This window comes from Pseudonocardia thermophila, assembly GCF_900142365.1.
Classification (GTDB): Bacteria; Actinomycetota; Actinomycetes; order Mycobacteriales; family Pseudonocardiaceae; genus Pseudonocardia; species Pseudonocardia thermophila.
In genome coordinates this window covers 1-1,690 of record NZ_FRAP01000044.1, presented here as the reverse complement: position 1 = coordinate 1,690, position 1,690 = coordinate 1, and the positions used below count along the sequence as shown (strand labels likewise).

The following is a 1,690-nucleotide window of genomic DNA, read 5'->3' as shown; positions in this document are numbered from 1 at the left end:
AATGCCGAGTTGCGGCGGGCGAATGACATCCTGAAGACCGCCTCCGCGTTTTTCGCCCAGGCGGAGCTCGACCGCCGACTCAAGTAATCTGCGAAGTGACTGGTCAGGTTAATGAACTGCGGGTAGCCATGGCCGACCCTCGGCAAGCATGACGAGGGTCTCGAAGAAGTGCAGGCCGTGTTTGGCGGCGGTGGACAGGTAGCTCCGGATCGCGCAGAACTGCCGGGCTCCGGCCAGGGTGCGCAGGCAGCCGGAGATCTTCTGCCGGAGTTTGATCATGCGGATGTCGCGCTCGGAGCCGTTGTTGTCCGGGGGTATTCGCCAGTCGCGGGTGAAGCGCAGGTAGTCGTCTTCCCGGTCGCGCAGCCGGCGGGCCAGCGCGTGGTGTTTGCGCATCACCGCGTCCGAGCGGGCGGCGGTCTGGGTGATCCCGATCTGGACGGCCGAGCGGTAGCGGTGGACCTGCTCGGCCAGGGCGCCGGCATCGACGGCGTCGCGGGCTGCGGTAACGGCCTCGGCCACCAGCCGTTGCATCGCCACCAGCGCGTCGGCGGCCTGGGTGGCCCAGCACCAGCCGGCATCCGGGCCGGCGGCGTCGGCGACGGCCTGCAACTCCCGCAGCGCGTGCGCGCAACACAGCTGGTGTTCGGCGTCGAGGTAGTGTCGTAGGGCGCCCAGGCGTCGTGCACCGCGGTCCCGCGGAAGCGGCCCAGCACACCGGCGTCGTCGATGCCCTCACGGCCGCGCTTGGCATGGCAGGTGATCAGTGTGTACTTGTCGGTGCGGGCGCAGTGCACCCAGTGCAGCCGGCCCGCCACGCGCAGCCCGGTCTCGTCGAAACCGGCCACCTCGGCGGCGATGATGCGCTCGGCCACGACGTCGCAGAACTCGCCCAACCCGGCGGCGGCGCGGCGGGTCATCGCCGCCACCGTGGCATCGGAGACCGGGGTGGAAAACAACTCGGCCAACGCGGCCGCGGTGCGCTTTTTGGACAGGAACTGCCCCACGTACAGATAGAGGATGATCGCGGTGACCCGCGGCCCGTACTGCACCGGCGCGCTCACCCCCGCAGGGGCGGCCCCGCAGATGGTGACCCCACACCCGCAGCGGCGGGCGATGAGCTGGTGCTCGGTCACCCGCACCGTCAGCGGCGGCAGGTCGAACACCTGCCGCCGCTCCACCCCGACCTCGGGCGCGTCGGCCAGGTCCCTGCCGCACCCGGCGCACGGGCCCGGCTCGTGCCGCACCCGTTCGTCCGGGTCGGCGACCAGTGCCAGGGTCGATCCCGGATGCCCGGGCTGCCCACCCGGCTGCCGCCCGCTGCGGCGGCGCAACGAGCGCGGCGCCGACTTGGCGAACGGCGAGTCCGACGACGGTGGCTTCGAGGAGTTCCGCGAGTTCTGCCCCAACCGGCGCGTCAACTCCGCGTTCTCCGCTCGCAACGCGGTGACCTCGGCCCGCAACTGCTCGATCAGCGCCGTCTGATGCGCCACCAGGGCGGCAAGCTCGTCATACGACGGATGCTCATCCCCGGCCCACACACCTTGATCATCTCACAGAGGCGATCAGGCCTGATCAACGACCTGACCAGTTACTCTGCGAATACATCGACGGCCACCGGGAACGATTCGGGGTCGAGCCGATCTGCGCCGTGTTGTCCGAGCACGGTGTCACGATCGTCCCGTCGACG

Annotated in this window: 1 protein-coding gene and 1 pseudogene; both read right to left on the bottom strand. The window is 70.1% G+C overall.

All coding sequences use genetic code 11. The annotated features are described in order from the left end of the window. Window positions 1-108 precede the first annotated feature (108 nt). Entirely contained in the window at window positions 109-678 is a 570-nt protein-coding gene (locus BUE41_RS32590; protein ID WP_456107119.1) for an IS66 family transposase, read from the bottom strand. A 38-nt stretch (window positions 679-716) separates the two neighbouring features. Then, window positions 717-1,493, bottom strand: a pseudogene (locus BUE41_RS32585) (DUF6444 domain-containing protein); the annotation flags it as partial. Window positions 1,494-1,690 lie beyond the last annotated feature (197 nt).